The 26,092-nt window shown below is 60.7% G+C and carries 22 protein-coding genes; 13 read left to right on the top strand and 9 right to left on the bottom strand.

All coding sequences use genetic code 11. The annotated features are described in order from the left end of the window. Position 1: 1 nt before the first annotated feature. The 6 genes from G9Q84_RS19250 to G9Q84_RS19225 all read right to left on the bottom strand — a co-directional run bounded on the left by G9Q84_RS19250 (position 2) and on the right by G9Q84_RS19225 (position 6,816). Positions 2-1,051, bottom strand: a complete 1,050-nt coding sequence (locus G9Q84_RS19250) for a homoserine dehydrogenase (protein ID WP_181643901.1) — start codon at positions 1,049-1,051, stop codon at positions 2-4. A gap of 177 nt (positions 1,052-1,228) precedes the next feature. Continuing rightward, complete coding sequence (locus G9Q84_RS19245) at positions 1,229-1,666, bottom strand: Lrp/AsnC family transcriptional regulator (protein ID WP_032891403.1); 438 nt, start codon at positions 1,664-1,666, stop codon at positions 1,229-1,231. Between the two features lie 22 nt (positions 1,667-1,688). Continuing rightward, complete coding sequence (thrC, locus tag G9Q84_RS19240; RefSeq protein ID WP_181643900.1) at positions 1,689-3,068, bottom strand: threonine synthase; 1,380 nt, start codon at positions 3,066-3,068, stop codon at positions 1,689-1,691. 17 nt (positions 3,069-3,085) lie between these two features. Beyond that, entirely contained in the window at positions 3,086-3,976 is an 891-nt protein-coding gene (locus G9Q84_RS19235) for a LysR substrate-binding domain-containing protein (protein ID WP_032891405.1), read from the bottom strand. Positions 3,977-4,023: 47 nt separating this feature from the next. Beyond that, positions 4,024-5,448 (bottom strand): amino acid permease, encoded by a 1,425-nt coding sequence (locus G9Q84_RS19230; protein ID WP_095184837.1) that lies wholly within the window; start codon positions 5,446-5,448, stop codon positions 4,024-4,026. 111 nt (positions 5,449-5,559) lie between these two features. Further along, positions 5,560-6,816: a cystathionine gamma-synthase family protein gene (locus G9Q84_RS19225; protein ID WP_181643899.1), complete on the bottom strand. Its 1,257-nt coding sequence runs from the start codon at positions 6,814-6,816 to the stop codon at positions 5,560-5,562. A 138-nt stretch (positions 6,817-6,954) separates the two neighbouring features. Between G9Q84_RS19225 and G9Q84_RS29385 the strand changes: the two genes are divergently transcribed. Then, positions 6,955-7,095, top strand: a complete 141-nt coding sequence (locus tag G9Q84_RS29385; protein ID WP_242461461.1) for a hypothetical protein — start codon at positions 6,955-6,957, stop codon at positions 7,093-7,095. Between the two features lie 125 nt (positions 7,096-7,220). On the opposite strand, the gene pdxR is transcribed toward G9Q84_RS29385, so the two are convergent. Continuing rightward, on the bottom strand, positions 7,221-8,717 hold the full coding sequence (gene pdxR / locus G9Q84_RS19215) for a MocR-like pyridoxine biosynthesis transcription factor PdxR (RefSeq protein ID WP_181643898.1): 1,497 nt from the start codon (positions 8,715-8,717) through the stop codon (positions 7,221-7,223). A gap of 282 nt (positions 8,718-8,999) precedes the next feature. Between pdxR and G9Q84_RS19210 the strand changes: the two genes are divergently transcribed. Together G9Q84_RS19210 and glyA are read left to right on the top strand one after the other, a co-directional pair. After that, positions 9,000-10,295 (top strand): benzoate/H(+) symporter BenE family transporter, encoded by a 1,296-nt coding sequence (locus G9Q84_RS19210; protein ID WP_242461460.1) that lies wholly within the window; start codon positions 9,000-9,002, stop codon positions 10,293-10,295. A gap of 83 nt (positions 10,296-10,378) precedes the next feature. Next, the gene (glyA, locus tag G9Q84_RS19205) at positions 10,379-11,644 is read left to right on the top strand and encodes a serine hydroxymethyltransferase (protein ID WP_181643897.1); all 1,266 of its coding nucleotides are present in this window, start codon (positions 10,379-10,381) and stop codon (positions 11,642-11,644) included. Between the two features lie 103 nt (positions 11,645-11,747). On the opposite strand, the gene G9Q84_RS19200 is transcribed toward glyA, so the two are convergent. After that, complete coding sequence (locus tag G9Q84_RS19200) at positions 11,748-12,788, bottom strand: zinc-dependent alcohol dehydrogenase family protein (protein ID WP_032891411.1); 1,041 nt, start codon at positions 12,786-12,788, stop codon at positions 11,748-11,750. Between the two features lie 164 nt (positions 12,789-12,952). On the opposite strand from G9Q84_RS19200, the gene G9Q84_RS19195 reads away from it, so the two are divergent. From G9Q84_RS19195 to G9Q84_RS19155, 9 genes are all read left to right on the top strand, one after another. Then, positions 12,953-13,435, top strand: a complete 483-nt coding sequence (locus G9Q84_RS19195; protein WP_032891412.1) for an Lrp/AsnC family transcriptional regulator — start codon at positions 12,953-12,955, stop codon at positions 13,433-13,435. Between the two features lie 108 nt (positions 13,436-13,543). Next, positions 13,544-14,737 carry a GGDEF domain-containing protein gene (locus tag G9Q84_RS19190; RefSeq protein WP_122753264.1) on the top strand — a complete coding sequence of 398 codons (1,194 nt, stop codon included), beginning with the start codon at positions 13,544-13,546 and terminating at the stop codon, positions 14,735-14,737. A 588-nt stretch (positions 14,738-15,325) separates the two neighbouring features. Beyond that, positions 15,326-17,134 carry an ABC transporter ATP-binding protein gene (locus tag G9Q84_RS19185; RefSeq protein WP_181643958.1) on the top strand — a complete coding sequence of 603 codons (1,809 nt, stop codon included), beginning with the start codon at positions 15,326-15,328 and terminating at the stop codon, positions 17,132-17,134. Between the two features lie 208 nt (positions 17,135-17,342). Then, positions 17,343-18,290, top strand: coding sequence for an AraC family transcriptional regulator (locus tag G9Q84_RS19180; RefSeq protein WP_181643896.1), 948 nt, complete (start codon positions 17,343-17,345; stop codon positions 18,288-18,290). Between the two features lie 107 nt (positions 18,291-18,397). Beyond that, positions 18,398-19,774 (top strand): Rieske 2Fe-2S domain-containing protein, encoded by a 1,377-nt coding sequence (locus G9Q84_RS19175; RefSeq protein ID WP_122753279.1) that lies wholly within the window; start codon positions 18,398-18,400, stop codon positions 19,772-19,774. Further along, positions 19,771-20,259, top strand: coding sequence for a benzoate 1,2-dioxygenase small subunit (benB, locus tag G9Q84_RS19170; RefSeq protein WP_181643895.1), 489 nt, complete (start codon positions 19,771-19,773; stop codon positions 20,257-20,259). The genes G9Q84_RS19175 and benB overlap by 4 nt, the downstream gene beginning before the upstream one ends. A 10-nt stretch (positions 20,260-20,269) precedes the next feature. Beyond that, complete coding sequence (gene benC / locus G9Q84_RS19165) at positions 20,270-21,292, top strand: benzoate 1,2-dioxygenase electron transfer component BenC (RefSeq protein ID WP_181643894.1); 1,023 nt, start codon at positions 20,270-20,272, stop codon at positions 21,290-21,292. A 10-nt stretch (positions 21,293-21,302) separates the two neighbouring features. Next, entirely contained in the window at positions 21,303-22,064 is a 762-nt protein-coding gene (locus G9Q84_RS19160; RefSeq protein WP_095184814.1) for a 1,6-dihydroxycyclohexa-2,4-diene-1-carboxylate dehydrogenase, read from the top strand. Positions 22,065-22,118: 54 nt separating this feature from the next. Further along, entirely contained in the window at positions 22,119-23,453 is a 1,335-nt protein-coding gene (locus G9Q84_RS19155) for an MFS transporter (RefSeq protein ID WP_181643893.1), read from the top strand. Between the two features lie 138 nt (positions 23,454-23,591). Here the strand turns inward: G9Q84_RS19155 and G9Q84_RS19150 are convergent, their stop codons facing one another. Further along, positions 23,592-24,506 carry a LysR family transcriptional regulator gene (locus tag G9Q84_RS19150; RefSeq protein WP_010210548.1) on the bottom strand — a complete coding sequence of 305 codons (915 nt, stop codon included), beginning with the start codon at positions 24,504-24,506 and terminating at the stop codon, positions 23,592-23,594. A 247-nt stretch (positions 24,507-24,753) separates the two neighbouring features. Between G9Q84_RS19150 and G9Q84_RS19145 the strand changes: the two genes are divergently transcribed. After that, positions 24,754-25,776 (top strand): zinc-dependent alcohol dehydrogenase family protein, encoded by a 1,023-nt coding sequence (locus G9Q84_RS19145; RefSeq protein ID WP_032891466.1) that lies wholly within the window; start codon positions 24,754-24,756, stop codon positions 25,774-25,776. The last annotated feature ends 316 nt before the right edge of the window (positions 25,777-26,092 follow it).

Raw genomic sequence — 26,092 nt, 5'->3', positions numbered from 1 at the left:
CTTACTCCCGACCCTGTGCAGCGGATTGATGAAGGCTGATGATGTCCGACAGCAGCGCAAAGGCTGTTTCTGTACGACCGGCACCCGGTCCCGAAACCGTCACCGTGCCAATCAGGTCGCTGCTGAACGACACTGCATTCGTGGCGCCGCCGATGCTGGAGAGCGGATGATCGTTGCCCAACAGGCGCGGTTCGACGCTGGCACTGACCGAGCCATCGGCATGCCGTGTGGCGGCGCCAATGAGTTTCCAGCGTGCATTGTTCTGGCGGGCCTGATCGATGTCCTCAAGGGTGAGGGCGCTGATACCGTTGCAGCGCACATCGCTGACGGTGAGTGATGCATCCAGCAGCTCGTTGGCCAGGATCACCACCTTGAGACGTACATCATGGCCTTCGACATCCGCCGTCGGGTCGGCTTCGGCGTACCCCAGGGCCTGCGCCTGCTCGACTGCTTCGGTAAAGCCCAGGCCATTTTCCATGCGGGTCAGGACGAAATTGGAGGTGCCGTTGAGAATGCCTTCGAAGCTGTTGATGCTGCTGCCGGCCAGCAATTGCCTGGCCAGGCGGATCACAGGCGTGCCACTCATCACCGAGCCTTCGTATTCAAACGCCACGTGGTTGCGCTGAGCCAGGGCCTTCAGCGCCGCACCGTGCAAGGCAATCGGTCCTTTGTTGGTGGTGACCACGTGCTGGCCGTTTTCCAGGGCCCAGCGACAGAACGTGGTCGCAGGTTCGCCGTCCACCGGGTTGGTGAAGGTCGCTTCGGCAATGATGTCTGCGCCGGAGTCTTTGATCACGGCTTCAGTGCGCGCGACCGCGTCGCCCCCCGGTAGGTTTGCCAGGGCGCCCTTGGTCACCGGCAGCGCGGCCAGTGAGGCGGCATCCAGCCCTTGGCGGTTGATCAGTGAGCCGAGGAAGAGGTCGGTGACACCGACGATTTTCAGGGTAAAACCCAGTGCGTTTTTCCAGTATTCGTTGCGTTCGGCAATCAACTGGGCCAACGCTCGGTTGACGCCACCGAAGCCCACCAGCGCAATTTTATATTCAGTCATTTTTTTATGCCCTTGATCTGTGTGATGAGTGGTCTGGCATAAGATTAGGGGCGCGACCATGGCAGTGAAATATGCCAATTTGCTCTATTTCATGGGCGTTTTGACCAAGGGGTAGGTGCTGCGTGGGGAACAAAAAAAGCCAACGATCGTTGGCTTTTTTTTTACCGCGAAACCGGTTTAGACAACGGACGATAGAACGAATGACGTCACGGTATTTTCCACCCCCGCCAGGGCCGAGATTTGAGTCCAGACCTGATGCACCCGCTGCGGGCTTGATGCGCCGACGCGCAGCATCAGGTCGAATTCGCCGCTCATGACGTCGCACTGGATCACTTCAGGAATTGCCCGCAGGGCCTGCAAGACATCCTCGCCGCGCATGCGGTCATAGCGATAGACGAAAATCACTGCGTTGATCTGGGATGAGGCTTGGCGCCCGTCGCCGGTCAGTACCGTATAGCCCAGAATTGCACCGTCACGCTCCAGCCGTTCGATCCGTTGGCGCACGGCGTTGCGGGACAGGTTGACCTTGGCCGCCAGCTCAGCGTGAGCGGCCCGGGCATTGAGCCGCAACTCGGCGATGATGCGCTCATCGAGCGGATCCAGAATGCGCTTCATGTGGCCCCCTGCCTCCCGTCGTTCACAGCGTATCGAGCAGTTGATAAAGGAGGCCGGCGTCGTCGGGCGTTATCCGGTAACGCTGCGCGTGTAAGTGCGCTGTCGCCTGGCCGTGTTGCCCCGGCACATTGATGCCCAGTTCGTTGAGCAGCGCAGCGGATTTGGCCGGTGAAGTTTCCCCGAGGGTGACCATTGGCGCGACCAGGCTGCGCCGATAAAGCCTTGCGGCCAGTACTCCGGTGGCCGTGTGGGGGTCAATCAGGTAGCCCGTGTCACGGTAGAGCGAGGCGATTTCGGCCAGGGTTTCTTCATCGCTGACCGCATAAGAGTCGATGATCATCCGGGCCTGCAACCAGCAGTCGTTGGCGATGGTCATCTCGCCGCTGGCTTCGAATTCAGCCATCAGCGCACTGACTGCCGCAGCGTCGTGTCCATACAACTCCCAGAGAAAACGCTCCAGGTTGGAGAAAATCGACAAGTCCATGGCCGGTGACAGGGTCTTGTCAGCGCGCTGGCGGCTGTAATGGTTCTTGAGGAACAACTGATGCAGGGCGTCATTTTTGTTGGTCGCGACGATGATTTGGGTAATCGGCAGGCCCATTTTTTGCGCGATGTAGCCTGCGTAGACTTCGGCGAAACTCGCCGCCGGCACGCTGAAGCCGACAGATCGTTGACCTGCGCCCAATTGCAGCACGGCGTAGAAATAAAACACGAGCTGCGCCAGCACGTTGACCCAGTTGCTGGAATTGAAGCTGATCGCCTCATGGCGCGGGTTGGGCCAATGCCTGAACAAGTGGTTCGCGAGCTGCTGGCAGTCGTCAAAGCTACCGGCGACTGCGAACGTATGCACATTGGGATGCGCAACCCCCTGCAACTCGTGCAGTTGATGCTGCGCGACCGCGGACTCCGGGTATAGCAGCACCACGTGGGTGTCGTTACTGTGTTTGAACGCCTCGATCGCCGCGAGTCCGGTGTCTCCGTTGGTGGCGCCGAGCACCACTGCGCGTCGCGGGTGCTTATGCAGAAAGTACTGCACCAGTTGCGCCTGCAACTGCGCGGCGAAATCCTTCGAGGAGCGGGTCGGGCCGTGGAACAGCTCAAGCACCCATTCGTTGCGATCGACCTGATGCAGCGGCGCCACCGCACGGTGCTTGAACTGACTGCTGGCTTCTTTGAGCAGGCGCTTGAGGTCCGCTTCGGGGATGGTCCCGCCAACAAACGGACGTATGATCCGATACGCCAGTTCGTCGTAGGGCAAGGTTGACCAGTTGGCGATATCCTGGGGCTCGAACAGCGGCAGTTCGGTGGGTACGAACAGTCCGCCGTCGTCGGCCAGGCCGGACAACACGACCTTTTCAAAGTCGGCCTGCACGGTCGAACTTCGAGTGCTTATGTAGTGCATGGTTTGGCTCCGGCCATTTATTTGTAGCGATGGGCCTGCTCGACCAGCCAGGTAGAAAACATCATGGCGTCGGGGTGCTGGTCTGCCCCGGAGCCGCGTACCAGGTAGAACGACTCGCTGGCTTCGATGCGCTGGTCGAAGGGCTCGATCAAACGCCCGTCCTGGAGCATCTCGTCAACCATTGAGGAGCGCGCCAGCGCAATCCCTTGCCCGAGTTCGGCCATGCGCAACGTCGAGATCAATGTGTCGAACTGCATGCCACGGGACGAATCGACGTCGTCCGCGCCGACCATCTTCAGCCAGTATCCCCAACCCTCTTCGTAACCCAGCACATGCAACAACGTATGCCGCGCAACGTCGCTCGCCACCGTCAGCGGTGATCGTGCCATCAGGGCGGGTGAGCAGACCGGGAACAAGGTGTCCCAGGTCAGCCGCTGGGACACGAGGCCAGGCCATTGACCATGGCCCCAGCGAATTTCCATATCGTCTTCGCCATCCAGTTCCTTGATCCAGATATTGCTGATGTAGCGGATATCGACGTGGGGGTGAGCCTGACGAAAGTCCACCAGCTTGGGCGCCAGCCAGTGGACGAAAAACGCCAGGCTGCCGCGCACCTTGATCGGCCGCCGTTTGTGCTGGCCAAAAATCTCGTTGGTGCCCACCGCCAGCCGTGTAATTGCATCCTGCACCACCGGCAGATAGGCCTGGCCTTCTTCGGTCAGCCCCAGTCCACGGGGCAGGCGCTTGAACAGCGCCACGCCCAGATGACTTTCCAGTTGGCGGATCTGCTGGCTGACCGCGCCCTGGGTCAGGCACAGTTCGTCGGCGGCGTGAGTAAAGTTCAGGCTTCGGGCGGACACCTCGAACGCGCGCAGCCAGTTCAACGGAGGGAGCGGCTTTTGCTTCATGGTCTGGACCTTATTGACGCGGTACTCAGCACGCTTGCCCACACCGTCTAGGGGGACGGCTGAACCGTGGTGGCGAGCGACAAGCGTCGTTCGCGGCTGTTACGGGTAATGTAATACACGAAGTAGCACCAGGCGATGAAGGGCAAACCGAAGTACAACGCGACGCGCTGTTCCGGGTCGAACGCGATCCCCACACAAGCAAGGCTGCAGCACACCAGTGCGCCCAAAGGCACCCACGGGTAACCCCGGACCCTGAATTTGAGGTCGCGCACGTCGCCGCCATTGGCCACGAAGTGACGGCGGAATGCAATTTGACTCGCGGCGATGCTCATCCACACCACCACCACCGCCAACCCGGAAATCGACACCAGCGCCAGGTACACCGTGTCGGCGGCAAACACGCTGCTGAGCAGGGATGCGCCGCCACCGACCATGCTCAGTACGATGGCGTTCAATGGGGTGCCCATGCGGGTCAAGTGGGAGAACTGCTTGGGCAGGTGCCCTTGGTCGCTCAGGGTCCAGAGCATCCGTGAGGCGGCGTACAGCCCGGAGTTGGCGGCCGACAACAGCGCGGTGATGATCACGAAGTTCATGATGTCGGCGGAGTAGGGGATACCGATGTAGGTGAACACGGTGACGAAGGGGCTTTCGACCAGACCGGCCTGCTCACGCGGCAGCAACGTCGCCAGCACGAAAATGGTCCCGACGAAGAAGATAGCCAAGCGCAGCACAGTGGTGCGGATGGCCCGTGGCACATTGCGTTGCGGGTCCTTGGTTTCACCGGCGGCGATACCGATCAGTTCGGTGCCTGAAAACGCGAACGACACCGCCAGCAAGGTCATGGCAATCGACATGAAACCGGTGGGGAACAAGCCTTCGCGTGTGAAGTTACCGAGGCCGATACTGTGGGCCTGATCGATATTGAGCAGGCCGAGAATAGCGCCGCCGCCGATGATCAGGAACACCACGACCGTCACCACTTTGATCAGGGACAGCCAGAACTCAGTCTCGGCGAACAAACGGACCGAGACCACGTTGGTAAAAAATACCGCCCCGGCAAACAATGCACTCCAGATCCACACGGGCGTGTCAGGAAACCAGCGCGTCATCAGGATGCCGGCGGCGGTGAACTCCGAACCAATGGCCACCGTCCACGTCAGCCAATACAGCCAGGCCACGGTGTAGCCGGTGCCTGGGCCGAGAAAACGGGTCGCGTACGTGCTGAACGAGCCGGTTTCCGGCATCTGCACTGCCAGTTCGCCGAGGCACATCATCACCATGTACACCATGAGTGCGCCGATGATGTAGGCGATCACCGCACCCAGCGGGCCTGCCTGGTTAACGGTATAGCCGGAGGTTAGAAAGAGTCCGGTGCCAATCACGCCACCCAAGGCCAGCATGACAATGTGGCGCGTCTGCATTTCCTGTTTGAAGCCGGCACGCGTGTTGGTTTTTTCTTCTGTTATGGACATGGTTGTTCTCATGAAAGTAGTGAGGGCAGATAGAAGCGTCGCCACACAGTTTTATTATTATTCCTCTTCATGAAACGCCTCACAGACGGCCCTGTCGTGAGGTTTGAAAGGTCAGTTCACCCCCTCGCTGAAGGCGGGCTGCTGACTTTTTTCATCGCGCAAACCCCTGACAAATGCGAACGCCTGCTTTAAATCGTCGAGCAGATCGTCGGTGTCTTCGATACCCACCGAAACCCGCACTAATCCTTCCGAAATGCCCAGCGCCTGGCGCTCCTCCAGCGTGTTTTCCACATGACTGGTAGTGCGCGCAGGGCCGTAAATGGTTTCCACCGCACCGAGATTGCCCGCACAGTGTGCAAATCGCAGGCGTGGCAGCAGCAGCTTGACCGAGTCCATGCCGCCAACAAGTACGAAGCTGACAATGGCGCCAAAACCGCCCATCTGCGCACACGCCACCGCGTGGTTCGGGTGGTCGGCCAGGCCGGGATAATTGACCGAAGCCACCAGCGGCTCTGTGCAGAGAAATTCTGCCAGGGCACGGGCGCTGTGTTGCTGCTGACGCATACGCAGCACCAGGGTTTTCATACCGCGAATGATCATGTAAGCCGAGAATGGATCAAGGGTGGCACCGTTGATTTCACGGTAATGCCGAACCTTGGCCATCAGGGCTTCACTGCCGCAGACCAGGCCGCCCAATACGTCACCATGACCACTGAGGAATTTGGTCGCGCTGTGAATGACCACATCGACCCCCAGGGCCAAGGGGTTCTGATTGAGTGGTGTGGCAAACGTGTTGTCGGCTACCACTAGCGCGCCCACGCGTTTGGCCGCCGCAACCAGGCGTTGGATATCAAGGATCTTCAGTGTCGGATTGGTCGGCGTTTCCAGGTACACCACCTGACAGCCCCTGGCGATTTCCCGTTCGATCGCCTCGTGATCGAACGTCTCGCACAAGGTCACCTCCACCCCCGTGCGCGGCAGGAACTCCTCGAAAATCTTGTTGGTGCCGCCGTAACTGTCCTTGGTCGACACCACGCGGTCACCCTGGGCCAGGAAGGTATAAAGCACACTGCTGATAGCCGCCATGCCACTGCTGAATGCAACTGCGGATTCGGCTTTCTCCAACTCACCAATCTTGGCTTCGAGGGTCTCGACCGTCGGGTTGCTCATGCGGCTATAGATAAAGCCCGGGGCTTTACCCATAGCGACGTCGTACCAGACGTCGATATCGTCGTAACCATACGCCGCACTGAGCACAATAGGCGTCTGCGTGGCGTTATAGGGATGCCTGACTTGCTCTCCACCCCAGACCGCCCGTGTCCCGGCGCCCGCATTATCAAGCCCTGCGCTGTCAGGTTTTTTGTTCATTGAGACTACTCGCACTGAGGGGTGAACGTTGAGTCGTTCACACAGATAGTGCGGATCAATATAGGGATAAGCGGTGCCCCCGAGAAACGATGTTATCGGTGCCAAAGGGCTGCTTTTTTTAATGGTTGGCGGGGGAATATGCTGGTTTTGTTTTTGCTGGAACCGGGGGAAAAGATCCTGGGCCTGGACCTCAAGTCAGGTGGGCATTTGTCCCATGGCGCTGCGTTCAACTTCTCCAGGCCCTCAACTATGGCGTACATCCGGGGACGCGCAGGGTAGACCTGGATCAGGTCGAGCAGATCGCCCGACAGGAACTCCACGCCTGATCATCCCAGGCGCTTGCCCCGGCGCGCGCGGATGGCCGCACAAGCCCGGCAACTGCTGCTGAACTGCGCGCTGGGCCATTAGATTTTCAGGGCGCTGGCCAGGCGCAACATGGCGGCTTCTATTTCATGCGCGGTCAGGGAGGAGTAGCCCAGCAGCCAGCCTTGTTGCTTCGGTTCGCCCGCGTACAAACCGCTGAGGCCGGACAGTTGCACGCCGGCAGTAGCCGCCTGGCGGATGGTTTTCTCCTCGGACCATCCGGCTTTCAGCAGGCAGGGGATCTGCAACCCGCCCGGCGGCAATTCGGCGGTGACCACGGTGCTCAGGTACTTGCCGATCGCGTCGTGCATGATCGAGCGTCGTCCGGCATACAGCTTGCGCATGGCCCGCACATGGGCGTTGTAATGACCGTCTTCCATAAAACGCGCCAGGGTCAGTTGCAGTGTTTGCGGTGTGTGGCCGTCCATCATGCTGCGGGCATAGGCAAAGGGCTTCACCAGCGCAGAGGGCAGCACCATGTACCCCATGCGCAGGCCGGGGTAGAGGGTCTTGCTGAAGGTGCCGATGTAGAGCGTGCGCTGATACTTGTCCAGGCCCTGCACGCAGGCCGTGGGTTGCCCGTCGTAATGGAACTCGCTGTCGTAGTCATCCTCGATGATCCACTTGCCTTTTTGCGCCGCCCAATTGATCAACTCAAGTCGCCGCTCCAGGGGCAAGGTCGCGCCGGTGGGGTACTGGTGAGAGGGCGTGACATACACACAGTTGGCGCCGCTGCGGTCGGCATAAAGCAGGTCGGTGCGGATGCCGTGTTCATCGACATCAATGGGCATCACCTTGGTTTCGGCAATTTGGAAGGCCTTGCGGGCGCCGTAATAGCCGGGGTTTTCCAGCAGGATCGGCTTGCCGGCGTCCACCAGCAATTGCGCGCACAGGTACAACGCCTGACGTGTGCTGCTCAACACCAGCACCTGGTCGGGTGAGCATTTGGCGCCGCGTTCGAGGTTCAGGTAGGTGGCAATCGCTTTGCGCAGGGGCTCGGCGCCTTGTGGGTCGCCATGCAGCAGCACGCTGGCGCGATAGTCCTTCATGACCTGGCGCTGCAAACGCTCCCACACATCCGTCGGGAAGCTGCGGGTTTCTGGCAGGCCGGTGGCGAATGCCTTGATGACTTGCTGATCGCGCACGCCGCCGGTGTCGAAGATCATCCGCCCGCGCTGGCTGAGTTCGGCGCCCGGTGCGGCGACGCTGCTCCTGGTTTCCTGAGCCTTGAGGCGTGGGCGGCCGGCACCGCGCAATTCGACGCCCACCGTGTCGCAAACGTAACTGCCGGCGCCTTCGCGGCGCACGATAAACCCGTCCCGATGCAGCTGCACATAGGCGTTCTCAACGGTGTCGCGGGCGCACCCCAATGACTTGGACAGCACCCGCGTGGCGGGCAGTTTCAAGCCGGGGCCGAGGGCGCCGTCGAGGATCAGCGCACGTAATGCACGTTGGATCCGCTGGTGCAGATCCAGCAGCTGAAACTCGGCGTCGTTGAGGCGCATCTTCAGGGTTTCAAGCTCGAAGGTCTTTGCCATGTGGTCTGCTCTCTTTCCATGAAATGGCAGGTAGGGGCAGGCCAGTTTATCCGTAGACTCTGGCCCTCGCCATCCCACGGTTTCAACGCCGTTTCAGTGCCGGCGTTCGAGGCGTTATGGGGGTTCATGAGCGCGTTTGCGCGAGAGCATGCTTGACGGACCACGCCAAGTGGTCTGGTCGGCTGCGCTAAAGCGTAGGGGTTAAACCTGCCATTCAAACGCTATAAATGACCGCTTAACAGCGACCGGATGGATACATCGTCCAGCAAGGAGCCAAAACCTATGTCATCTACTCAATCCCTCTCGTCCGTTCATCTGCGGGACCTGCTGCACCCGGTGGTTGCCGGGTTGATTTCAGTGATCGTCAATTACGGCGGCACGTTCATCCTGGTGTTTCAGGCCGCCAAGGTTGCCGGGCTCAGCCCTGAGTTGACGGCGTCGTGGGTTTGGTCTGTGTCGATCGGGGTAGGGGTGACCGGGCTGTTTCTCAGTTGGGTGAGCCGCGAGCCGATCATCACCGCCTGGTCGACGCCTGCGGCGGCGTTTTTGATCGTCGCCCTGGGGACCACGCCCTACGCCGAGGCCATCGGCGCCTACATGATTTCGGCGGCAGCGTTCGTGCTGTTGGGCGTGTCCGGTTACTTTGAGAAAGCCGTGCGGCTGATCCCGCCAGGTGTGGCAGCGGGCTTGTTGGGCGGCATTCTGCTGCAGTTCGGCATCGGTGCGTTCGCCAGCATGAGCGTCGACCCGCTATTGGTCGGCGTGTTGATCGGCGCCTACATCCTGTTCAAGCGCTTGAGTGCGCGCTACGCGGTGGTCGGCATTCTGGTGCTGGGGCTTGGCTTTTTGCTGATGCAGGAGCGCGTTAACTTCACGGGATTGGCGCTGGAGTTCGCGACTCCGGTGTTCACACGCCCCGAGTTCTCGGTCAATGCGTTGTTGAGCGTCGCGCTGCCGCTGTTTCTGATCACCCTCACGGGGCAGTACATGCCGGGCATGCTGGTGCTGCGCAGTGACGGCTTCAACACCAGTGCCAACCCTATCCTCAGCGTGACCGGGCTAGGTTCTCTGCTGATGGCGCCGTTCGGTTCCCATGCCTTCAACATCGCCGCCATCACGGCCGCCATCTGCACGGGCAAGGAAGCCTCCGAAGACCCGTCCAAGCGCTGGGTCGCAGGCGTGGCCGCGGGCATCTTCTACATCCTGGTGGGGATCTTCGGCGTGACCCTGGCCGCGGTGTTCATGGCCTTCCCGGCGACCTTCATCACCACCCTGGCCGGGCTGGCGCTGTTGGGCACACTCGGCGCGAGCCTGGCCAATGCCATGGCGGACGTGAAATCCCGGGAAGCGTCGCTGATCACCTTTCTGGCCTGCGCGGCCAATATCACCGTGCTGGGCATCGGCGGCGCGTTCTGGGGCCTGGTCATCGGCCTGGCAGCCTACGCCGTGCTCAATGGGCAGTTGCCGCGCCGTGAAAAGACGGCGGCCCCACAGGCCGAAACGGTTGCGACAACGTCTGCTGATCACCGTCAGACGGGGCACCACCGTGCGCCTGATGCCGCCGCTGACCTGCAATGACGCACAGATCGACGACATCGCCGTACGCATCACGCGCCTGCTGTCACCGACCGTTTGAATTCTTGACCAAGGACACTTTGCACATGTATGACTCGACGCTGACCCTGAACGCTTTCGACCCTGAGCTGTATGAATCCATTCAGAACGAAGCACATCGTCAGGAAGACCATATCGAGCTGATAGCCTCGGAAAACTATGCCAGCCCGCTAGTGATGAAAACCCAGAGCTCGGTGCTCACCAACAAGTACGCCGAAGGCTACCCCGGTAAGCGCTATTACAGCGGCTGCGAGTACGTCGACGTCGCCGAGCGGCTGGCCATCAAGCGGGTCAAGGCGCTGTTCAACTGCGACTACGCCAATGTGCAACCCCATGCGGGCGCCCAGGCCAACGCGGCGGTCTTCCTCGCACTGATCAACCCCGGCGATACGGTGATGGGCATGAACCTGGCCCAGGGCGGTCATTTGACCCACGGCAACCCCGCCAATTTCTCGGGGCGTCACTACACCATCGTGCCTTACGGGCTGAACCCGGAAACCGGCTTTCTCGACTATGACGAGATGGAGCGAATCGCGCTGCAAGCGCGCCCCAAAATGTTGATCGGTGGTTTTTCCGCGTATTCGCGCTACAAGGACTGGGCACGCATGCGCAGCATTGCCGACAAGGTCGGGGCGATTTTCTGGGTCGATATGGCCCATGTCGCCGGGCTGGTCGCTGCGGGCGAATACCCGGACCCACTTCCCCATGCGCATGTGGTCACCAGCACCACGCACAAAACCCTGCGCGGGCCTCGGGGCGGTTTGATTTTGTCCAAAGGTCAGGATGAAGCTTTCTACAAAAAGCTCGACTCCGCGGTGTTTCCCGGCGTGCAGGGCGGCCCGCTGATGCACCAGATCGCGGCCAAGGCCGTGGCATTCAAGGAGGCGCTTAAGCCGGAGTTCAGCGTCTACCAGACCCGCGTGGTAATCAACGCCAGGGCCATGGCCGGAGTGTTGCAACAGCGCGGGTACAAAATCGTGTCGGGCGGCACCGACAACCACATGATGCTGATCGACCTGTCCGACAAACCCTACACCGGCAAGGACGCCGACGCTGCGCTGAGCCGTGCCTACATCACTACCAACAAAAACTCGGTGCCCAATGACCCGCGCTCACCGTTTGTGACCTCCGGCCTTCGCATCGGCACACCGGCGGTGACCACCCGCGGGTTTGACGTGGAGACTTGCAAGCAAGTGGCTGGCTGGTTGTGCGACGTGCTGGACGCACTGGAAAACGGCGACAGCGACAAGGTCGGGCAGCGTGTGCGCGAACACGTGGTCGCGCTGTGTCGTCGTTTTCCGGTCTATCGCTGAGTCAGTAAGGGTGAGGGTGTCCGCGTGTTTTCAGCGGGCGCGATCACCCATGTGAACGCTGGATTTTTAGTGAATTCAGCACCGCTCAATGTGGCGCCATGCATTAAAACTCGGTGATGACGGTGACGCCCGCCGTCTCAAACCGGTCCATATGGATCAATGCGTCGATCGACTGCTCCAGGCTGATGGTCTTGCCCACGAGTTTTTCAGGCGCCAGCTTGCCGGAGGTGATCATTTCGATCATGGCGTCATAGCGGTGCGCTTGCATGCCGTGGCTTCCGTAGATCTCAAGTTCGTGGGCGATGACCTTGCTCATGGGGATTGCCGGCGTGGCGTGATCAGCGAGCATCAGCCCCACCTGAACGTGCTTGCCGCGACGGCGCAGGTTGTTGATGGAGTTGAAGCAGGTGGTTGGGTGGCCCAATGCGTCCAGCGATACGTGGGCACCGCCCTGAGTGATTTCCAGCACGGCTTCGGCGACGTCCGCCACGCACTGGGCATTGATCGTGGCGACAGCGCCGAGCGCGCGTGCCAGGTCGAGTTTGTCCTGGGAAATATCGATGGCGATCACGTTCGCGCCAATGGCTTGGGCGATCATCACGGCAGACAGGCCTACGCCTCCGCAACCGTGAACCGCGACCCATTGACCGGCACTGACTTTTCCTTGGTCAACGACTGCGCGGAACGAGGTGGCGAATCGACAACCCAGGCTTGCAGCGGTAGCGAAATCCATGCTCTCAGGCAGCGCGACCAGGTTCAGATCGGCCTGATGGATACCGACGTATTCGGCAAATGAACCCCAATGAGTAAAGCCTGGCTGGAACTGCGTGTGGCACACCTGCTGATTGCCGCTATTGCACTCGGCGCAGGCACCACATCCGCCCACGAACGGCACGGTCACACGGTCGCCGACCTTCCATTGCGTGACGTCGTTGCCCACCTCGGCCACGATGCCCGCCAGCTCATGACCCGGTACATGGGGCAGCTCAATGTCGGGGTCATGACCTTTCCAACCATGCCAGTCGCTGCGACATACCCCTGTGCCAAGCACCTGGATAACCACACCATGACGTTCCGGGGACGGGTCTGCCACGTTCATCAGGCGCGGTGGCTTGGAAAAGGCTTCGTAGACGACTGCTTTCATTCAAATGACCTATGTTTGGATGGGTGATGTGACGTTGAAGTGTCACGATCCAGGCATTTCCATTATGGATGAACCCCTTGAAATTACCCTTCAAGTTGCAATTGACGTCACCCAGAAATTGAAATTAACTTTCATTTTTAAGTCTTAATTTGAGGAGTTATTTCATGCTTGAGCAGCTTGATAAGGCGGACATTGCAATATCGGAACGGTTGCAGCGCGACGGCAAGCTGTCGAACGTCAAGCTGGCTGAGCAGCTGTCCCTCAGCGAAGCGTCCTGCTGGCGCAAGCAACGCCGGCTTGAAGAGTGCGGGGTTATCGAGGGATACCAAGCCATTCTCAATCGAAAGAAACTAGGGCTGGGCCTGAAGGCGTTTGTCCAGATCTCTTGCACCGATCACAGCGAAGAAGCCACGGCAACGTTTGAAAAGATTATTCAGGCGGCACCTCAGGTTTTGAGTTGCCATAACACAACAGGCGAGGCGGACTTTCTACTTGAGGTGGTTGCACGGGACTTGGACAGCTACAGCCGCTTTGTCGAAAAAGTACTCAGGAAGCTTCCTGGCGTTTCGAGTATTCGCTCGAACCTGTCCCTGCGAGAAATGAAGACTACCAATCGACTGCCCGTAGCCGAGCTCTTGAGTATCTGAGCGCTGCCCTGACAGGCGCTAAGACAATGCTGCAGATGGCCGAAAAACTGACAGCCTACTCAACTAAACTGCACCAGAGCTGCTCCTGACAGCGCCTGGTGAGACGTCATGATTGCCCATACCCCCACGCTTTTTGCCTGCGTCGCCTTAGTGGCGACGATCATGGCGTTTTGTCTGATATTGGTCGGCCAGTTCAACCAGCGCGACGGTTTGCTGACCATTGGCTTTGGTTTGGCGGCACATGCCCTGGCTTACATTGGATACACCTTGTTCGGCCACGCCCCGTTGTGGTTGACCTATGGGGCTGCCAACACATTGCTGGCGGTGGCGCTGGCTTTTTATGGGGCCAGCATCTTTCGGATCGTTGAGTTACGCGTCTCCTGGTGGCGGATATTTGCGCCTGCTGCCTTGATGCTTGCCTTGATGGCAAGCCTGATCGACACCTTGGAACCGCGCATGCTCGCCGCCACGCTGGTGTTGATGGTGCAATGCGCCTTGATCATCTATTGGACGCGCCGCTACATACCCGCTCAGGGGCGTGCGCGCATGCTGTTGATCATCGGATCAAGTATCAGCCTGATCGGCCTTGGCATGCGGGTGGTCGCCATCATCGGCGGGGGAGCCGCCGAGATGCGCTATGACGTCAGCAACCTCAAGCAAACCATCTCCGTCAGTATCGGCACGTTCACCGCGATGATGATCTCCCTCGGACTGGTGCTGCTGGCCAAAGAACGCAGCGAGTCGTTATTCCAGCGCCTGGCGTTACGCGACGTGCTGACCGGTATTCTCAATCGCAGAGCCGTGCTGGAACAGTTTTCCAAAGAGTTGGAGCGCGCGCGCCGAGACGCTGCCTACCTGGCCGTGGCGATGGTCGACATCGACCATTTCAAGCAGATCAATGATGTGTATGGACACCTGGCGGGTGATGAGGTGATTTGCCATTGCGTCAATCATCTCACCCAGCGAATTCGTGAGTCCGACAGTATTGGTCGTTATGGGGGTGAGGAATTCCTGGTGTTACTTCCCCGCACCAGCCCCGAAGACGCGGTGAAGGTTCTGGACGAATTGCGCGCATCGGTCGCTGATTCACCGGCTCGGTTTGGCGAGGCAACCATCTCGGCGCGCATCAGTATCGGAGTCTGCTGCGTGGTGCCAAACCCGGATGACACCACGGCCAGCCTGCTTGCGCGGGCAGATGCCGCTCTGTATGAAGCCAAGGGCCTGGGGCGCAATACCTTGTGTTTGGCAGCGCCGCAGGTGCATCGCGGTGAAACTGCCGCCATGGATATCATTGAGTATTGAACGGCAGGCCAAGGCGGAAATGATCAGATGAACAGTGTGCCTGAGGGAGCCTGGAGACTGTCCGGATCGCCAAAAAAAGATTTTTACTCACCTCTGGAAAGGTAGTTTCAGGCAGAAAAAATAAGTTATGCCCCTATTTTTGCCCCCACCCGTACCGGGTGTGTGAGCGATAGCGAATGACGATTGCTGGCAGAAAACCAAGCTGGTTTGGGTGACGTTTAGAGTCAGTCAAAAATTGTGAATGGGGGGAGAAGTTTCTTCCAGAGCAACCGCGATTACGGCCTGGTGTGGATTTTCAATATCTACGAAATGAGGGGCGATTCAGTTCGATCCCCCGGCCATTGCGCAACACCAGCACGTAGGCGATGCCCATGTCCCGTTGCAAGTGGCTGGCGGCGCTTGGCGAGCGCCGTCGCGGCGGCGATCAAGGCGCGGGTGGAGTCATGCTGCGGCGCGCCGAGAATCTGCCGTGGTTGCCCCTTGCTCCACCACTTGCCCCTGTCGCCTCGCCGTTGGATGTGCGCAACGTCATCGCCTGTCATAATCCGCCCATCTCACCCCAGCCCCCACACGGAGTCCATGCCATTCATGGTGCTGTTCAATCGATTGAGCGCGTTTTCCATCCAGGCGCGCAGGGCACTGAAGCTGGTGTGGGAGACGTCGCGTCCCTTATTCATAGGCCTGCTGCTGGCCACCATCGTTGCCGGTCTGTTGCCTGCGCTGGCTGCCTGGATCGGCCAGCGTATTGTCGATGGCGTGGTGCACGCGATGCAGATTCATGCAGCCGGCAGCCAGGCGCCCGTGTGGCCAGTGATGCAGTACGTGCTGGCCGAGGCGGGCGTGTTGGCGCTGCTAGCCGCCGCTCAGCGCGCGCTGTCAATGCAGCAATCGTTGCTGCGGGTGCAGTTGGGGGTGAAGGTCAACCTGATGATTCTGGAGAAAGCCCAGACCCTCTCACTCCTGCAATTTGAAGACGCCGAGTTCCACGACAAGCTGGTGCGCGTGCGTCAGGGCGCGTCGACACGGCCGCTGAGCCTGGTCACCAAGGGCCTGGGGCTCGTGCAGAACCTGATCGCGCTGATCAGCTTCGCCGTGCTGTTAGTGCACTTTTCGCCGTGGGCGCTGGTGATTCTGGTGGTCGGCGCCTTACCGGTGTTCTTCGCCGAGACGCATTTCTCGGGCAATGCGTTTCGCCTGTTCCACCGGCGCGCGCCCGAGACCCGTCAGCAGAATTACCTGGAATCGCTGCTGTCCCACGAGACTCATGCCAAAGAGGTCAAGCTGTTCGGCCTGTCGCCGCTGTTCCTCAAGCGCTACCGCGACAACGCCCGGCGCTTGTACACCGAGGACCGCCAGTTGACGGTGCGTCGGGATGCCTGGGGCTTTGCCCTGGGACTGCTGGGCACCGCGGCGTTTTATGTGGCATACGCCTGGGTGGTGCTGGACACCGTGCGCGGCCAGACCACCCTGGGACAGATGACCATGTACATCGTGCTGTTCAAGCAGGGGCAAAGCGCGATCACCGCCAGCCTCAGCGCGATTGCCGGCCTGTATGACGACAGTCTGTTTCTGTCGGACCTTTATGAGTACCTGCTAACCCCTGTGGTCGTGCCGAGTGGCCGGCTTACCCAGGGCGCGCGTCCCGGCGACGGTCTGCGCTGCGAGCACGTAGGGTTCAGTTACCCCGGCGCTGAGCGGCAGGCATTGACTGACATCAACCTGCATTTGGCGCCTGGGCAAAGCCTGGCCCTGGTGGGCGAGAATGGCTCGGGCAAAACCAGCCTGATCAAACTGCTCACGCGCCTGTATACCCCGCACGAGGGGCGCATTCTGCTGGATGGCAGCGACTTGCAAGACTGGGATGAACAGACACTGCGCCAGCGCATTGGGGTGATTTTTCAGGATTACATCCGCTACCAGATGACCGTCGGCGAGAACCTTGGAGTGGGGGACGTCGATGCGCTGAATGATGAGGCGCGCTGGCGCACGGCCGCCACCCAGGGGGTGGCCGCCGAATTCATCGAGCGCCTGAGCAGGGCCTACGGCACACAGTTAGGGCGCTGGCTTGGCGGCCAGGAGTTGTCGGGTGGGCAATGGCAGAAAGTCGCCTTGTCACGCGCGTATATGCGCCAGGAGGCGGATCTGCTGATTCTTGACGAGCCGACGGCTGCGCTGGACGCCGGCGCCGAGGCGGCGGTGTTCGAGCACTTTCGCGAACACGCCAAGGGCCGCATGACGTTGTTGATTTCCCATCGATTCTCCAGCGTGCGCAATGCCGACCACATCATCGTGCTGGACGGCGGGCGAATCCTGGAGGAAGGCAGCCATCAACAGTTGATGGTAGCGGGTGGGCGCTATGCCGAGTTGTTCGATGTTCAGGCGCGGGGGTATCGCTAGGTCCCCGTCCAATCCGGCCAAGCGTATTGTTTCAAAGTTTTAGGCCAACATTCTCACCTCAAGCCCTGCGCGCCCCGACGCAGCGCTGAAAACCTGGCGCAGAACGCCCGACAATACCTCCAGGGTATCCCTTCAGACTTTATCCATATTGGACGCCCCCCTACCCAGGCGTCAGCCTGAGCCCAATAACTATAAAAGAGCCGCAACCATGACCGTGCTATTGAGTGAGCGCAGCCAGATTTTCCAGGGCGCCGATGCCTACGCGGTGTCGGACTACGTCAACCAGCACGTGGGCAGCCACTGCATTCGCCTGCCTCCCAAGGGCCGGCCCCGGGCGAGTATCAGCCATCGCACCTTCGCCAGCCTGGACCTGTGCCGCATCAGCTACGGTGCACCGGTGCGGGTCACATCGGTGGCGCTGGAGACCATCTATCACCTGCAGATCCTGTTGAGCGGGCATTGCCGCTCCAGCTCCCGCGGCGAGAATGACGTGTTCGGGCCGGGGGAAATCCTGCTGATCAACCCGGACGACCCGGTAGACCTGACCTATTCCGCCGACTGCGAGAAATTCATCATCAAACTGCCGGTGCGCCTGCTGGAAAACGCCTGCCTGGAGCAGCACTGGAGCCTGCCGCAGGTGGGTATCCGCTTCGCGACGGCCCGCCACGCGCTCAGTGAAATGGGCGGCTTCCTGCCGTTGCTCGGGCTGATCTGTCATGAGGCGGAAAACGCTGCCGAGCCCCACATGCAGGGCCTGTACGAACGCATCTTGGCCAACAAGCTACTGGCATTGCTGGGCAGCAACGTGTTGCGGGTGATCCCCCAGGCTGCCCACGGCGGTGGGTTTGAAGCGGTGCGCGAATTTATCCAGCAGCACCTGGGCGATGACATCAGCGTCGAGCAGTTGATGGCCGTGGCCAACGTCAGCGAGCGTTCGCTGTACAGCCTGTTTGCGCGCCAGGTGGGGCTGTCACCGCGAGACTATGTACGCCGCTGCAAGCTCGAACGGGTGCACACACGCTTGCAACTGAGCAGCACGCGCAGCGTGACCGAGGTGGCTTTGGACCATGGCTTCATGCACCTGGGGCGGTTTTCCGAGGCCTACCGCAAACGCTTCGGCGAACTGCCGTCGCAGACCTGGAAACGCCATCGTTAAGCGACGTGCGCCTGGCGGATAGCGATGTGCAGGCAGCGGATATTGACGCGCAGGGCGAACATGTACGGTGAGGGTGCCTGATACAAGAACAACGGAGGGCCCGCCCCATGATCAGTACACTCGACCGACTCGCCTGCCAATTGCGCGAGTCCGTACAGGAAGACCCCGCCACTGGGGTGTTCCGCTGCCGCCGCGACATCTTTACCGACCCCGACCTGTTTGCCCTGGAGATGAAACACATCTTCGAAGGCGGCTGGATCTACCTGGCCCATGAAAGCCAGGTGCCGGAGATCAACGATTACTTCACCACCTGGATCGGCCGCCAGCCGGTGGTCATCACCCGTGACAAACACGGCGCGCTGCATGGCCTGGTCAACGCCTGCGCGCATCGCGGCGCCATGCTGTGCCGGCGCAAACAAGGCAACAAGGGCTCGTTCACTTGCCCCTTCCATGGCTGGACGTTCAGCAACGCCGGCAAGCTGCTCAAGGTAAAGGACGCGAAGACCGGCGCCTACCCGGACAGTTTCGACTGCGACGGCTCCCATGACCTCAAGCGCCTGGCGCGCTTTGAAAACTACCGCGGTTTCCTGTTCGGCAGCCTCAGCGATGCGGTGCCGGAACTCAGCGACTACCTGGGCGAAACCCGCGTCATCATCGACCAGATGGTCGACCAGGCTCCTTTGGGCCTGGAGGTGCTGCGCGGCAGCTCATCCTATGTCTATGACGGCAACTGGAAGCTGCAAATCGAAAATGGCGCCGACGGTTACCACGTCAGCTCCGTGCACTGGAACTACTCGGCGACCATGGGCCGGCGCAACTACGAAGCCGAAGGCACGCGCACCGTCGACGCCAATGGCTGGTCGAAAAGCCTGGGCGGCGTCTACGCCTTCGACCACGGGCATATCCTGCTGTGGACGCGCCTGCTCAACCCCGAAGTGCGCCCGGTGCACGCTCACCGGGAGGCCTTGGCCGAACGCCTGGGCCAGGCGCGCGCCGACTTTATCGTCGACCAGACCCGCAACCTCTGCCTCTACCCCAATGTGTACCTGATGGACCAGTTCTCGACCCAGATCCGCGTGGTGCGCCCCCTCGCCGTGGATAAAACCGAAGTGACAATCTATTGCATGGCGCCCATCGGCGAAAACGCCCAGGAGCGCGCCACGCGGATTCGCCAGTACGAAGACTTCTTCAACGTCAGCGGCATGGGCACCCCGGATGACCTCGAGGAATTCCGCGCCTGCCAGACCGGTTACCAGGGCGCGAGCACCCTGTGGAATGACTTGAGCCGTGGCGCCAGGCAGTGGGTCGAAGGCGCGGACGAAAATGCCTTGGCCATGGGCATGCAACCGCAGCTCAGCGGGGTCAAGACCGAGGACGAGGGCTTGTTTGTGCGCCAGCATGCGCACTGGGCCCAAAGCCTGCAGCGTGCGATCGAGCGCGAACAGCAAGGGCTGATTGCCAGCGACCGCGAGGTGCAGCCATGAGCCTTGGCCGTGACCACCTGCTGGATTTTCTCTACCGTGAAGCGCGCCTGCTCGACGACCGCCAATGGGATGACTGGCTGGCCTGCTATTCGCCCAAGGCCGAGTTCTGGATGCCCGCCTGGGACGATCACGACACCCTCACCGAAGACCCGCAGCGCGAAATCTCGCTGATCTACTACCCCAACCGTGACGGCCTGGAAGACCGTATCTTCCGCATCAAGACCGAGCGCTCCAGCGCCAGCACGCCCGAGCCGCGCACCGTCCACATGCTGTGCAACCTCGAAGTGCTGGCCGACGACGGCGTGCAGGTGGACCTGCGTTTCAACTGGCACACCCTCAGCCACCGCTACAAAACCACCGACAGTTATTTCGGTACCTCCTTCTATCGCCTCGACATCCGTGCCGAGCAGCCGCTGATCACGCGCAAGAAGGTAGTGCTGAAAAACGACTACATCCACCAGGTCATCGACATCTACCACATCTGAGGACACCGCCATGACGTATGCCATCGCCCTGAACTTCGAGGATGGGGTGACCCGCTTCATCGACTGCAAGGTGGGGGAAAAGGTGCTCGATGCCGCCTTCCGCCAACGCATCAACCTGCCCATGGACTGCTCGGACGGTGTATGCGGAACCTGCAAATGCCGCTGTGAAACCGGCGCCTACGACTTGGGCGACGACTATATCGACGACGCCCTGAGCGCCGACGAAGCGCAGGCGCGCCAGGTACTGACCTGCCAGATGGTGCCGCAGTCCGACTGCGTGATCGCTGTGCCGGTGCCGTCCAGCGCCTGCAAGACCGGCAGCACGCACTTCGCCGCGACGCTGGCCGGCATCACCCGACATGCCGATGCCGCGCTGGAGGCGAGTTTCGAGCTGGACCAGGCGCCGGTATTCCTGCCCGGCCAGTACGTGAATATCAGCGTGCCCGACAGTGGGCAGACACGCGCTTACTCCTTCAGCAGTCGCCCGGGCGACACGCGCGCCAGCTTCCTGATCAAGCACGTGCCCGGCGGGTTGATGAGCAGCTGGCTCGAGCGCGCCCAGCCGGGCGACAGCGTGGCGATCACCGGCCCGCTGGGGAGTTTCTACCTGCGTGAGGTGGTGCGGCCGCTGCTGTTACTGGCCGGTGGTACCGGCCTGGCGCCGTTCCTGTCGATGCTTGAAGTGCTCGCGCAGCGCCAGGAAACCCGCCCGATCCGGTTGATCTACGGCGTAACGCGGGATCAGGACCTGGTGATGGTCGAAGCGTTGCAGGCTTTTACCGCGCGTTTGCCCGACTTCAACCTGGTGACCTGCGTGGCTGATCCGCACACCACTCACCCGCGCCAGGGCTATGTGACTCAGCACATGGCCGACGAAGCCCTTAATGGCGGCGATGTCGACGTGTACCTGTGCGGCCCGCCGCCGATGGTCGATGCGGTGCGCGAGCACTTCAAGCAGCAGGGCGTGACACCGGCCAGCTTCCATTACGAGAAATTCACCCCTAACGCGGTCGCCACGTGCGATGCCGCCTGAGGACTGCCCCATGACTCAACGGTTTAACAACAAGGTCGCGCTGGTCACCGGCGCTGCCCAAGGGATCGGTCGGCGTGTCGCCGAGCGCTTGCTGGAGGAGGGCGCATGGCTGGTCGCGGTGGATCGCTCCGAGCTTGTGCATGAATTGCAGCATGAGCGAGCGCTGCTGCTGACCGCCGACCTGGAACAATACAGCGAGTGCGCGCGGGTGATGGCCGCCGCCACGGCCCGTTTCGGTCGCATCGACGTGCTGGTCAATAACGTCGGCGGGACCATCTGGGCCAAGCCTTTCGAGCATTACGCCGAGGCCGAAATCGAGGCCGAAGTGCGCCGCTCGCTGTTCCCTACGTTGTGGTGCTGCCATTGCGTGCTGCCCTACATGCTGGAGCAGGGCGAAGGCGCCATCGTCAACGTGTCTTCCGTGGCTACGCGTGGGGTCAATCGCGTGCCGTACGGCGCGGCCAAGGGCGGCGTGAATGCCTTGACGGCCTGCCTGGCCCTGGAGACTGCCGGCAGCGGGATTCGGGTCAACGCCACCGCGCCCGGCGGGACCGAGGCACCGCCACGGCGCATCCCGCGCAACAGCCAGCCGCAGAGCGAGCAGGAGCGCGTGTGGTACCAGCAGATCGTCGACCAGACCCTCGACAGCAGCCCGATGAAACGCTACGGCAGCATCGACGAACAAGCTGGCGCGATTCTGTTCCTGGCCTGCGACGAGGCCTCCTACATCACCGGCGTGACCTTGCCGGTGGGCGGCGGCGACCTCGGCTAAGGCTTTTTCCATCTGCTGACACTGACTCACAACAACAATAAAGAGAGCACTGCCATGCGTAGCCATGATGTCCATTCGATTATCGATAATGCCCCATTCAACCGCTTCCACTGGTTGATCGTGAGCCTGTGTGCCTTGCTGTTGATCTTTGACGGCTATGACTTGTTTATCTACGGCGTGGTCCTGCCGTCAATCATGCGCGAGTGGGGGCTGACGCCGTTGCAGGCTGGCGCCCTGGGCAGCTATGCGCTGTTCGGCATGATGTTCGGTGCGCTGATTTTCGGCACCCTGGCGGACCGTTTCGGGCGCAAGAAAGGCATCGTGTTCTGTTTCACCCTGTTCAGTCTGGCCACCGTGACCAATGGCTTTGCCAGCAGCCCAACCGAGTTCGGTATCTGCCGTTTCATCGCCGGGCTCGGCTGCGGCGGGTTGATGCCCAACGCGGCGGCGCTGATCAACGAATACGCGCCGAAGAAATTCCGCAGCACCCTGATGGCCTTCATGTTCAGCGGCTATTCCCTGGGCGGCATGCTCGCCGCCAGCGTTGGGATTTTCATGCTGCCGGCCTATGGTTGGCAGTCGATGTTTTTTGTGGCGGTGATTCCGCTGCTGCTGTTGCCACTGATTGTTTACTGGCTGCCTGAATCCATCGGCTTCCTGATCCGCCAGGGCCAACAAGACAGGGCTCGCGCGCTGCTTAATCGGTTGTCGCCAGGTACCAGGATCGAGGTCGAAGATGCGCTGGTGATCGCCGACAGCAAAGGTAAAGGCGCCTCGGTGGTGGAGCTGTTCCGCCATGACCTGGCGGTGCGTACGGCGATGATCTGGGTCGCGTTTTTCTGTTGCCTGCTGATGGTCTATGCATTGAGTTCGTGGCTGCCCAAGCTGATGGCCGGCGCCGGTTACAGCCTGGGATCGAGCCTGTCGTTCCTGATCGCGCTGAACCTGGGCGGCATGGCCGGGGCGCTGCTCGGCGGCCGTTTGGGCGACCGCCTGAACCTGGTGAAAGTTGTGATCTGCTTCTTCGCCGCCGCCATGGTCTCGATCAGCCTGCTGGGCATTAACAGCCCGATGCCGGTCCTGTACCTGCTGATCTTCGTCGCGGGTGCCACCACCATTGGTACGCAGATCCTGCTGTACGCGGGGGCTGCGCAGCTCTACGGCTTGTCGATTCGCGCCACAGGCCTGGGCTGGGCGTCCGGCATCGGTCGAAATGGCGCGATTGTCGGCCCGCTGTTAGGCGGCGCGCTGATGGCGATCGAACTGCCTCTGCAACTGAATTTCATGGCCTTCGCCATCCCCGGCGCGATTGCGGCGCTGGCGATGACGGTATTTGCCCTGAATGAGCGGCGCACCCGTATCGCCATGCCCGACGCCGTGGCGCTGTGACTGCCAAATGCTCATGGGCAATGGTCCAGTGCGCAGCGCGAACTCGGTGGAGTGTGGTGTCGTACTTTGGCCTCATACGCTGAAAGGACGTGAGCATGGAGGTAGGGTTGATCGGCCGAGCAGCCTGCCAGACGACGCCTAAAGACTCTCAGGGTCGCCAAAAAACATCTGTATCCGCGACCGCAACCACCGCTCCCCCGGATCATTGTCCTGCGACCCACGCCACGCCATGTGCAGTTCAAACGAGCGCACCGGCAACGGTGGGTCTTCGGCGCGCAAGCCGCCGGCGGATGTCAGCGCTTCAGCCGCATAATCCGGTACGGTCGCGAGGATATCGGTGCCCGCCAGCAGGGTGCCCAGACCGTTGAACTGCGGCACGGCAAGCACCACATGGCGCTTGCGGTCGAGCTTTTCCAGCTCTTCATCGATAAACCCGCTCAAGTCACCGGCAAACGATACCAAGGCATGGGGGCGGGCGCAGAAGTCGTCCAGGCTCAGGGAGCCGGGTACGCTGTCGGCGCGCAGTAGTTTGGGCAGGCTGCGGCGCAACACTTTGCGCTTGGCGTTGGCCGGCAGGTCGGCGGTGTAGCTGACGCCGATGGAGATTTCGCCAGAGGCCAGCAGGCCCGGCATCAGGATGTAGTTGACGCGACGCACCACCAGCACGATGCCTGGCGCTTCAGCTCGCAGGCGTTTGAGCAGTTGAGGCAGTAGGGCGAATTCGACATCGTCGGACAGGCCGATGCGGAACACGGCGGTGCTGGTTGCCGGGTCGAACTCGGCGGCGCGGCTGACGGCGGTTGAGATTGAGTCGAGGGCCGGCGAGAGCAGGGCGAAGATTTCCACCGCTCGGGCCGATGGCTCCATGCTGCGCCCGGTGCGTACAAACAGCGGGTCGTCAAACAGACCACGCAGCCGCGACAATGCCGCGCTGATGGCTGGCTGGCCGAGAAAGAGTTTCTCGGCGGCACGGGTCACGCTGCGCTCATGCATCAAGGTTTCGAATACGATCAAGAGGTTAAGGTCGACACGACGCAGGTCGTTACGGTTCATCTTGTGTCCTGGAAGAGTCAGCTAGCTTGACGTGAGCGGCCACATGGAAACGATGACCAGCATTAATCTTACGGGGAAAGGCTGGTACTCTGCACAGGATAATTGAGTTTTCCTACGATAGTTGGGGTCTATTCCTCAGGCGTGGAATCGATGACAGGCATGTCGACTATTAATGGCGACCTGTGGTCTTACCCGCAAAGCCCAGATAAAGTTCATGGCATTAGAGGTTACTTTGACGAGGTTTGCGATGTCCCGCACGATCCGTTTTCACAAGTTTGGTCCGGCCGAGGTGCTCAAATGCGAAGAGCATGCAGCCGCGCAGCCTGCACCGGGCGAAGTGCAGGTGCGTGTCGAGGCGATTGGCATCAGTTGGTATGACATTTTGTGGCGCCAGAACCTGGCGTCTTCCCACGCCCGTCTTCCATCTGGCCTTGGCCACGAGATGGCTGGGGTGGTCGTCGCCCTTGGCGAGGGCGTGGACGACTTGGTTGTGGGCGATAAGGTGGCCAGTTTTCCGGCCGAGAGCCCCAATGATTACCCGGTGTATGGCGAACAAATCGTCATGCCCCGTTCAGCCCTGACTCGCTATCCGGACGTGCTGAGCCCTATTGAAGCAAGCGTGCATTACACGCCGCTGTTGATTGCTTACTTTGCTTATATGGATCTGGCTCGGGTCAAACCGGGGCAATTTGCCCTGGTCACCGATGCGAGCCATTGCGCCGGCCCTTCCTTTGTCCAGCTGGGTAAGGCCCTGGGTGTGCGGGTGATTGCCGCAACCAAGGACAGCGCTGAGCGTGAGTACCTGCTGTCCCTCGGGGCCGAGAAGGTGATCGTCACCGAAGAGCAGGACCTGCTGATGCAAATCAACAAGTTCACCGACAACCGTGGCGTTGACGTGGTGTTCGATGGCTTGGGTGGCCCGCAGATGTCATTGCTCGGCGATGTGCTGGCGCCCCGTGGCAGCTTGGTGCTGTATGGCTTGCAGGGCGGCAACCAGACGCCATTCCCAGCGTGTGCGGCGTTCCAGAAGAACATTCAGTTCTTCGTGCACTGCATCGGTAATTTCACCGGTAAACCGGAGCTGGGCATCATTCAGGACCAGGTGGCATTGCAGCGTGCGTTGCGTGATATCAACCAACTCACCGCCGACCGCGTGCTGCTTCCACTGAAAACCACGGTGTTTCCGTTCAACCAGTTCGTGGAAGCGCACCGTTATATGGACGAATGCCCGTGCCGCGAGCGAGTTGCTTTGCAGGTTGCGGCTGTTTGAGCTGTAGGAGTATTCGTAAATGAGTGTTCCGGTGCCTGAGTGAATGGGGCAAATACGCCATTTGACAGGGCTTAACCCGCTCGCCCCAGAAGGTGCCGATTCGGCACTTTAGCCCCCAAATCCTGCTCTTCCTCCCTGACGCCGCGCTGAATCCCAGTGCGGCGTTGTTGTTTGTGCGTCCCGTACGCGACATCCCGCGCTCATCTGAACTGGTTTTAGGCGGGCTTCTGTATCTATTAATCATTATTCCAGCCTTGATAATTGCGTCTTCACTTTCATCTCAAGGATTGAGCAATGATTGAATCTATGAAAACTC

Origin of the sequence: Pseudomonas sivasensis (assembly GCF_013778505.1) — a bacterium.
Taxonomy (GTDB): Bacteria; Pseudomonadota; Gammaproteobacteria; order Pseudomonadales; family Pseudomonadaceae; genus Aquipseudomonas; species Aquipseudomonas sivasensis.
The sequence above is the reverse complement of the archived record's forward strand: the minus strand, read 5'-3'. Positions and strand labels throughout refer to the sequence as shown.